An 8,397-nucleotide genomic window follows, 5' to 3' on the forward strand; every position below is an offset into this window, starting at 1 on the left:
GTTGCGTCGCCCGCCAGGCCGCGAAGCGTACCCCGGCGACGTGTTTTACCTCCACAGCCGTTTGCTCGAGCGTGCTGCCCGCGTCAACGCCAAGTATGTCGAAGACTTCACCAAGGGTGCGGTCACAGGCAAAACGGGTTCGCTGACGGCGCTGCCGATCATTGAAACGCAAGCCGGCGACGTTTCCGCGTTCGTGCCGACCAACGTGATTTCCATCACCGACGGCCAGATCTTTTTGGAAACCAGCCTGTTTAATGCCGGTATCCGTCCCGCCATTAACGCCGGTATTTCGGTGTCCCGCGTGGGTGGTGCAGCGCAAACCAAGCTCATCAAGAACCTGTCTGGCGGTATCCGTACCGACCTCGCCCAATACCGCGAGCTGGCTGCCTTTGCGCAGTTTGCCTCTGATCTGGACGAGGCCACCCGCAAGCAACTCGACCGCGGTGCCCGCGTCACCGAACTGCTCAAGCAGGCCCAGTACAGCCCGCTGCCGATCTCGCTGATGGGTGCCACGCTGTTTGCCGTCAACAAGGGCTACCTCGATGACATCGAAGTCAACAAGGTGCTGGCTTTCGAGCACGGCCTGCATGGCTACCTCAAGGACAAGAACGCAGCCTTGCTGGCCAAGCTGGAAGCCGACCGCGCCATGGACAAGGACGCTGAAGCAGAGTTGAACACCGCCATCGCCGACTTCAAAAAGTCGTTTGCTTAAGGTCACCTCGTAACAGACAAGGAGACTGATATGGCAACTGGCAAGGAAATACGCGGCAAGATCAAAAACTTCGAAAGCACGAAGAAGATCACCAAAGCCATGGAGATGATTTCCGTCTCCAAAATGCGTAAAGCGCAGGAGCGCATGCGCGCCGCCCGTCCTTATTCCGACAAAGTGCGCAACATTGCGGCGCACATGGGTCAATCCAACCCGGAGTATGTGCACGCGTTCATGAAGCGCAACGACGCCAAAGTGGTGGGCATGATTGTGGTCACCACCGACAAGGGCTTGTGCGGCGGTCTCAACACCAACGTGCTGCGCGGCGTGACGCACAAACTGCGCGAGGTGCAAAATGACGGCATGACCACGCGGGCGGTCGCCATCGGCAACAAGGGCCTGGGTTTTATGAACCGCATTGGCGCCAAGGTGGTCGCACACGTGACGCAACTGGGGGACCGTCCGCACCTGGAGCGCCTCATCGGCCCGGTCAAGGTCTTGCTTGATGCCTACGCCAAGGGCGAGGTCAACGCGGTTTATCTGTCCTACACGCGCTTCATCAACACCATGAAGCAAGAAGTGGTGATGGAGCAATTGTTGCCCTTGTCGGCCGTGCAAATGCAGGCGGAAGCCCGCGCCAGCGAAGCCGCCACCGGTGAAAAGCATGGCTGGGACTACATCTACGAGCCCGACGCGCAGACCGTCATCGACGAACTGCTGGTGCGTTATGTGGAGGCACTGGTGTTTCAGGCGGTGGCCGAAAACATGGCCTCCGAGCACGCCGCCCGCATGGTTGCCATGAAGGCAGCCACTGACAACGCCGGCAATGTGATTGGTGAACTCAAGCTGATCTACAACAAGACCCGCCAGGCCGCCATTACCAAAGAGTTGTCAGAAATCGTCTCCGGTGCAGCCGCCATCAGCGGATAAGCCTCAGTTAGCAGCAAGATTCAAATTTATTGGAGCAAAACCAAATGGCTCAGGAAAACACAAATACGAACGCCGGCGTTCAAGGCAAAATTGTTCAGTGCATTGGCGCTGTGGTTGACGTGGAGTTTCCGCGCGAGCACATGCCGCACATCTACGACGCGCTCAAGCTCGAAGGCTCCAACCTCACACTCGAAGTCCAGCAGCAGCTGGGTGACGGCATTGTCCGCACCATTGCGCTGGGCTCCAGCGACGGCTTGCGCCGTGGCCTGATGGTGACCAACAGTGGCGGCTCCATCATGGTGCCGGTGGGTACCGCTACCCTGGGTCGCATCATGGACGTGCTCGGCGCGCCCATCGACGAGCGCGGCCCGGTGGCATCCACCCAGATGGCCTCCATCCACCGCAAAGCCCCCACCTACGACGAGCTCAGCCCTTCGCAGGAACTGCTCGAGACCGGCATCAAGGTGATCGACCTGGTTTGCCCGTTCGCCAAAGGCGGCAAGGTGGGCCTGTTCGGCGGTGCCGGTGTGGGCAAGACCGTGAACATGATGGAACTCATCAACAACATTGCCAAGGCGCACAGCGGTTTGTCGGTGTTTGCCGGTGTGGGTGAGCGTACCCGTGAAGGCAATGACTTTTACCACGAGATGGCCGACTCCGGCGTGGTGAACCTCGAGAAGCTTGAAGATTCCAAGGTGGCCATGGTCTACGGCCAGATGAACGAGCCCCCGGGCAACCGTCTGCGCGTCGCCCTGACCGGCCTGACCATCGCCGAGTCGTTCCGCGACGAAGGCAAGGACGTGCTGTTCTTTGTGGACAACATCTACCGCTTCACGCTGGCCGGCACCGAAGTGTCCGCCTTGCTGGGTCGTATGCCTTCTGCCGTGGGTTACCAGCCCACCCTGGCCGAGGAAATGGGCCGTCTGCAAGAGCGTATTACCTCCACCAAAGTGGGTTCCATCACCTCGATCCAGGCCGTTTACGTGCCTGCCGATGACTTGACCGACCCGTCGCCTGCCACCACCTTTGCCCACCTCGACTCCACCGTGGTGCTGAGCCGTGACATCGCCTCGCTGGGTATTTACCCCGCGGTTGACCCGCTGGACTCCACCAGCCGCCAGCTCGACCCCAATGTGGTGGGCCTGGACCATTATGAAACCGCCCGCGCCGTGCAGGGCACGCTGCAGCGCTACAAAGAACTGCGCGACATCATCGCCATTTTGGGCATGGACGAGTTGGCGCCTGAAGACAAGCTCACGGTAGCCCGTGCGCGCAAGATCCAGCGTTTTCTGTCGCAGCCGTTCCACGTCGCTGAAGTGTTCACCGGCTCGCCGGGCAAGTACGTCTCTCTGGCTGAAACCATTCGCGGCTTCAAGATGATTGTGGCTGGCGAGTGCGATCACCTGCCGGAGCAGGCCTTCTACATGGTCGGCACCATTGACGAAGCCTTCGAAAAGGCCAAGAAAGTCTGATGACTTTGTGGGACAGATCATTAGCTCTGTCCCCAACTGACTAGGAAAAAAATGAACACTATTCATGTTGATGTGGTGAGTGCCGAAGAGTCCATCTTCTCGGGTGAGGCGCGTTTTGTCGCCCTGCCTGGCGAAGCGGGCGAGCTGGGCATTTACCCGCGCCACACGCCGCTGATCACCCGCATCAAGGCGGGCTCGGTACGCATCCAGTTGGCTGACGGTGGCGAAGAGTTCGTGTTTGTGGCCGGTGGCATTCTCGAGGTGCAACCTGACTGCGTCACCGTGTTGTCCGACACCGCGGTTCGCGGCAAAGACATCGACGACGAAAAAGCCAACGAAGCCAAGCTCGCCGCTGAAGAGGCCGTCAAGAACGCCAAGACCGACCTTGACCTGGCACGCGCCTCGTCCGAGCTCGCCGTCATGGCCGCCCAGATCGCCGCCCTGCGCAAATATCGCCAAAAGAAGTAGGCCGTCTACCGGCAAAGTTTCGCGCTCCGCAATAAACCCGATCGTCAAAACATCGGGTTTTTTATTTGCTGAAAATTGGCTTTTGTGAATGCCTCCATTTGATACACTGAACGCAAAGATAGACACCATTACTTAGGGCTTTTCATGCCGAATTCAGACGTTTCAGGTGTGGTGACAGCCCCTCATCAGGTGGCGGTTGATGAACTGTTGGTTTGCCTGCAAATTTTGGCTCGCACCCACGGCGAGGCCGTCAGCCGTGACGCCCTGATGGCAGGTCTGCCCGCCGAGCACGCTCGCCTGACCCCCAGTTTGTTCGAGCGCGCCGCATTGCGGGCGCATTTGAGCAGCAAGCTGGTCAGCACGCCGCTGGCCAGCCTGAATGATGCGTTGCTGCCCGCCGTGGTGTTGCTGCATGACGGCCGGGCTTGCGTGGTGCAGGGCTTTAATGACCAGCGCGATCAGGTTAATGTGATTTACCCCGAGCTGGAAGACGCCACGGTGGCCGTGCCGCTGGCCACGCTGGAGGCCAGCTACACCGGCACCGCCATCTATGCCCGTCCCACCCAGCGTTATGACGCGCGCACGCCGCAGGTCCGCGCCGGTCGCCACGGCCACTGGTTTTGGGGTGTCATTGCCGAAAGCACACCGCTCTATCGCGACGTGCTGCTGGCGGCGCTGCTGGCCAACACCTTTGCCCTGGGTATGCCTTTGTTCATCATGAACGTCTATGACCGCGTGGTGCCCAACCAGGCGTTTGAGACGCTGTGGGTGCTGGCGCTGGGCTTGTCGATCATGCTGGTCAGTGACTTGGTGCTGCGCACCATGCGCGTGCGCTTTGTTGATCTGGCCAGCAGCCGGGCCGACGTCAAGCTGTCGGCCTTCATCATGGAGCGCGTGCTGGGCATGCGCATGGAGCAGCGCCCGGCATCGGCGGGGTCGTTTGCGTCCAACCTGCGCGCTTTTGAGTCGGTGCGCGACTTTATCGGTTCAGCCACTGTGGTGGCCTTCATCGACCTGCCCTTTGCGCTGATCTTCATGGTGGTGATTGGCTGGATCAGCTGGTACATGCTGATCCCGCTGGTGATTGGTGCGCTGATCATGTTGCTGTATGCGCTGGTTGTGCAGGGCCGCATGCACGAGCTGGCCGAAACCACCTACCGTGCCGGCGCCCAGCGCAATGCCACCCTGATTGAGGGACTGGTGGGCTTCGAGACCATCAAGGCGCTGGCCGCCGAGGCCCCGATCCAGCGCAAGTGGGAAAAAAGCGCCGCCCTGCTGGCCCGCGTGGGTGCCCAGTTGCGGCTGCTCTCCAGCACTGCCAGCAACACCTCGGCCTTTGTCCAGCAGGGCATCAACCTGAGCATCGTCATCATTGGTGTTTACCTGATTGCTGAACGCGAACTCACGCTGGGCGGCCTGATTGCCTGCACCATGCTGGCCTCGCGCGCCATGGCGCCGGTGGGGCAGGTGGCGGGCTTGCTGGTGCAGTACCACACCGCAGACACCGCGCTCACCTCGCTCAATGAAATGATGGCGCGAGACGTCGAGCGCCCGCTCGAGACCAACTTCATCAGCCGTGGCCGCCTCAAGGGCGGGGTCGAGTTTCGTGATGTCAGCTTTACCTACCCCGGCCAAAGCGCACCTTCGCTGCGCAACCTGTCGTTTAGCATCAAGCCTGGCGAAAAGGTGGCCATTCTGGGGCGTATCGGCTCGGGCAAAACCACCCTGGAGAAACTCATTCTGGGCCTGTACCGGCCTTCTGAGGGCGCGGTGCTGGTTGATGGTATCGACCTGCGTCAGCTCGACCCTGCCGAATTGCGGCGCCAGATTGGCTACGTGCAGCAAGATGTCATGCTGTTCTATGGCAGCCTGCGCGAAAACATCACCATGGGTGCGCCGTTGGCAGATGATGCAGACATTGTCAAGGCGGCAGAAATTGGTGGCATTTTGAGCCTGGTCAACCAGCATCCCAACGGTTTTGACATGCTGGTGGGGGAGCGCGGCGAGTCCTTGTCGGGCGGCCAGCGCCAGGGCGTGGCCATTGCCCGCGCCGTCATCAACGACCCGCCCATCATGCTGCTCGACGAGCCCACCTCGTCAATGGATTTTTCCAGCGAGGAAGACATCAAGCGTCGCCTCACCGAGTTTTCCAAAGACAAAACAGTCATCCTGATCAGCCACCGCATCTCGCTGCTGGAACTGGCCGAGCGCATGATCGTCATGGATGGTGGCCGCATCGTGGCTGATGGCCCCAGGGAGCAAGTGGTCACGGCCTTGCGCCAAGGCCGTATCGGAAAGGCTGCATGATGGCCTTCTTCAGCAAAAAATCTTTTGAAGCCACCGGCAAAATGGTTCGGGGCGCCAACAAGGTCGGAGAAAAAACTTTTGGCCCCCTGGTCAAGCGACTCACCCCGACCGACGAGCCAGGCCACCTGGACTGGGCCGGAGACGCCGACTGGGCGCGCCTGCAGCAAGAGCCCCTGCGCGCCCGCAGCCTGCTGCGCCTGGCTGCAGTCGTCCTGTTGGTGCTGGTCGTCTGGGCCGCGTTTGCCAAAATCGACGAGGTAACCCGTGGTGAGGCGCGGGTGGTGCCCACGAGCCAGGTGCAGATCATCCAGAGCGTGGACGGCGGCGTGGTCGAGGCTCTGCTGGTGAAAGAGGGGCAAATTGTCGAAGCCGGCCAACTGTTGCTGCGGGTGGACCCCACCCGCTTTGTCTCTAACTTGATGGAAAGCCAGGCCAGCCAGACTGCCTTGCAGGCCAAGGCACTCAGGCTGGAGGCGCTCACGCGCGGCACCCCGTTCAATCCGCCTGCCGAACTGCTGCGCGATGCGCCCGACGTGGTGGAGCAAGAGCGCCGCCTGTACGAGTCGCGCCGCGCCGAAATCAGTGCCCAGACCTCTATTTACCAAAGCCAGTTGGTGCAGCGCCAGCAAGAGTTGAACGAAGTGCGCGCCCGGCGCGACCAGGCCGAGCGCAGCCTGGCCCTGATGACCCAGGAAATCAACGCCACCCGTCCTATGGTGGCCACCGGTGCGGTGTCCGAGGTTGAAATGATGCGGCTTGACCAGCAACTCGCCCGCATTCGCGGCGACCGCGAGCAGGCCACGGCGCAAATTGCCCGGGTGCAATCCGCCATTCAGGAGGCCAACAGCAAGATCAACGAGGTTCAGCTCACCAGCCGCAACCAGATGAGCGCCGAGCTCTCGGAGACCATGAGCCGGCTCGCCAGCCTGTCGCAGGGCGGCGTGGCGCTGCAAGACAAGGTCAAGCAGGCCGACATCAAGTCGCCGGTGCGCGGCACTGTCAAGCGCCTGCTGGTCAACACCATCGGCGCGGTGGTGCAGCCCGGCAAAGAGGTGGTTGAGGTGGTGCCGCTGGACGACACGCTGATTCTGGAAGTGCAAATCACCCCCAAAGACATCGGCTTCTTGCGCCCCGGCCAGCCGGCCATGGTCAAGTTCAGCGCCTACGACTATTCCATCTACGGTGGCCTGGAGGCCGAAGTGTTTCTGATTGGCGCCGACTCGGTGCTTGATGAAAAAGGCAACGCGTTCTACCATGTCCGGGTGCGCACCCACAAACCCAGTTTGGGCCCCAACCTGCCCATCATTCCCGGCATGGTGGCGCAGGTGGACGTGATGACCGGCAAAAAAACGGTGCTGTCGTATTTGCTCAAACCCGTGCTGCGGGCCAAATCCAACGCGATGACTGAACGATGAGTACTCAACACTTCTTTCTCTCCAGCCCGGCCGCCGCCCTGCCCGAGCGTCTGCATGAGGCGTTTCCAGGCATCACATCGCTCAATGCTGAAGCCCTGCTGGCGCGCCTGCCCGCGCTGCAGAGCCTGGTCTGGTTGAGCAGTGCCGATAGCCAGTGGCCGCAGAGCTTGCGCCAAATTTTGCAGGCCAAGCCTGACGCCCGCGCAGTGCTGCTGTCTGGCGTGCCCGAGCCCGCCGAGGGCCTGCGCGCACTCAACGACGGCGCCCGTGGCTACACCCATGCCTTTGGCGTGCCCGCGCTGCTGCAAGAGGTTGCGCTGGTGATCGAACACGGTGGCCTGTGGGTTGGCCCCGACCTGTTGCAGCGGTTGGTGGGCGCCACCAACGCCGCCCTGGCAGCCCGGCAGGCCGTCAGCAAGGCGCAGTCGCCGGCAGCGGCGGCACCCGGCACCAGCCCCAGCGCCTGGAGTCTGCTGTCAGCGCGCGAGGCCCAGGTGGCAAAGGCCGTGTCGGCCGGCCGCTCCAACAAGGAGGTGGCCGACAAAATGTTTATCTCCGAGCGCACTGTCAAGGCGCACCTGGGCGCCATCTTTGAAAAACTCGGCGTGCGTGACCGTTTGCAACTGGTGCTGCGCTTGACCGCCTCGCCCGAACCCGCCTCCGGCCCGGCGGCGGAGCTCAAGCCATGACCCATCCCGAAAAAATTGCCGCGCTGAGCCAGACCGACGCCAGCCTGGTGCGGGTGCTCGAAGACCTGATTGACGTGCTCATCACCCGCGGCGTGATCCAGTTTACCGACCTGCCCGAGCCCGCGCAGGCCAGGCTGCTTGAACGGCGTGCAACCCGCGCCAGCCTCAAAGACCGCCTGCAACTGTTGCCCACCGACCCCGCTGACGACCTGATTTAAACGTCGCCCTCGCCGCGATGGCTCCATTGCAGAAAGATGAGCGCCTATTTGTTCGTTTAAGTCACAGATAATGAACTAATGCGATCTACAACAGAAACTCTTCTGGCAAGTGACGGGCCCGTTGTGGCAATGGTCCGGGCGACTTTCCCGCAGGCGCTGGCTGTTTATGCCTTCGGTAGCCAGATTCGG

General features: G+C 61.4%; 7 protein-coding genes and 1 pseudogene. All 8 read left to right on the forward strand.

Annotation, left to right across the window (positions count from 1 at the left end; translation table 11 throughout):
• Window positions 1-712: pseudogene (locus GPS82_RS12235) on the forward strand (F0F1 ATP synthase subunit alpha); the annotation flags it as partial.
• Window positions 713-742: 30 nt separating this feature from the next.
• The gene (atpG, locus tag GPS82_RS12240; protein WP_296495106.1) at window positions 743-1,639 is read left to right on the forward strand and encodes a F0F1 ATP synthase subunit gamma; all 897 of its coding nucleotides are present in this window, start codon (window positions 743-745) and stop codon (window positions 1,637-1,639) included.
• A 44-nt stretch (window positions 1,640-1,683) separates the two neighbouring features.
• A complete protein-coding gene (atpD, locus tag GPS82_RS12245) occupies window positions 1,684-3,111 on the forward strand; it encodes a F0F1 ATP synthase subunit beta (RefSeq protein WP_296495108.1) in 1,428 nt (475 codons plus the stop codon).
• A gap of 51 nt (window positions 3,112-3,162) precedes the next feature.
• Window positions 3,163-3,579: a F0F1 ATP synthase subunit epsilon gene (locus GPS82_RS12250; RefSeq protein ID WP_296495110.1), complete on the forward strand. Its 417-nt coding sequence runs from the start codon at window positions 3,163-3,165 to the stop codon at window positions 3,577-3,579.
• Between the two features lie 144 nt (window positions 3,580-3,723).
• On the forward strand, window positions 3,724-5,886 hold the full coding sequence (locus tag GPS82_RS12255; protein WP_296495113.1) for a type I secretion system permease/ATPase: 2,163 nt from the start codon (window positions 3,724-3,726) through the stop codon (window positions 5,884-5,886).
• Window positions 5,883-7,301, forward strand: coding sequence for an HlyD family type I secretion periplasmic adaptor subunit (locus GPS82_RS12260; protein ID WP_296495115.1), 1,419 nt, complete (start codon window positions 5,883-5,885; stop codon window positions 7,299-7,301). The genes GPS82_RS12255 and GPS82_RS12260 overlap by 4 nt, the downstream gene beginning before the upstream one ends.
• Complete coding sequence (locus GPS82_RS12265; protein ID WP_296495116.1) at window positions 7,298-7,990, forward strand: response regulator transcription factor; 693 nt, start codon at window positions 7,298-7,300, stop codon at window positions 7,988-7,990. The genes GPS82_RS12260 and GPS82_RS12265 overlap by 4 nt, the downstream gene beginning before the upstream one ends.
• Window positions 7,987-8,208 (forward strand): hypothetical protein, encoded by a 222-nt coding sequence (locus GPS82_RS12270; RefSeq protein WP_296495119.1) that lies wholly within the window; start codon window positions 7,987-7,989, stop codon window positions 8,206-8,208. Before GPS82_RS12265 ends, GPS82_RS12270 begins: the two co-directional genes overlap by 4 nt.
• The last annotated feature ends 189 nt before the right edge of the window (window positions 8,209-8,397 follow it).

Origin of the sequence: Rhodoferax sp., from assembly GCF_011391645.1 — a bacterium.
GTDB lineage: Bacteria > Pseudomonadota > Gammaproteobacteria > Burkholderiales > Burkholderiaceae_C > Rhodoferax.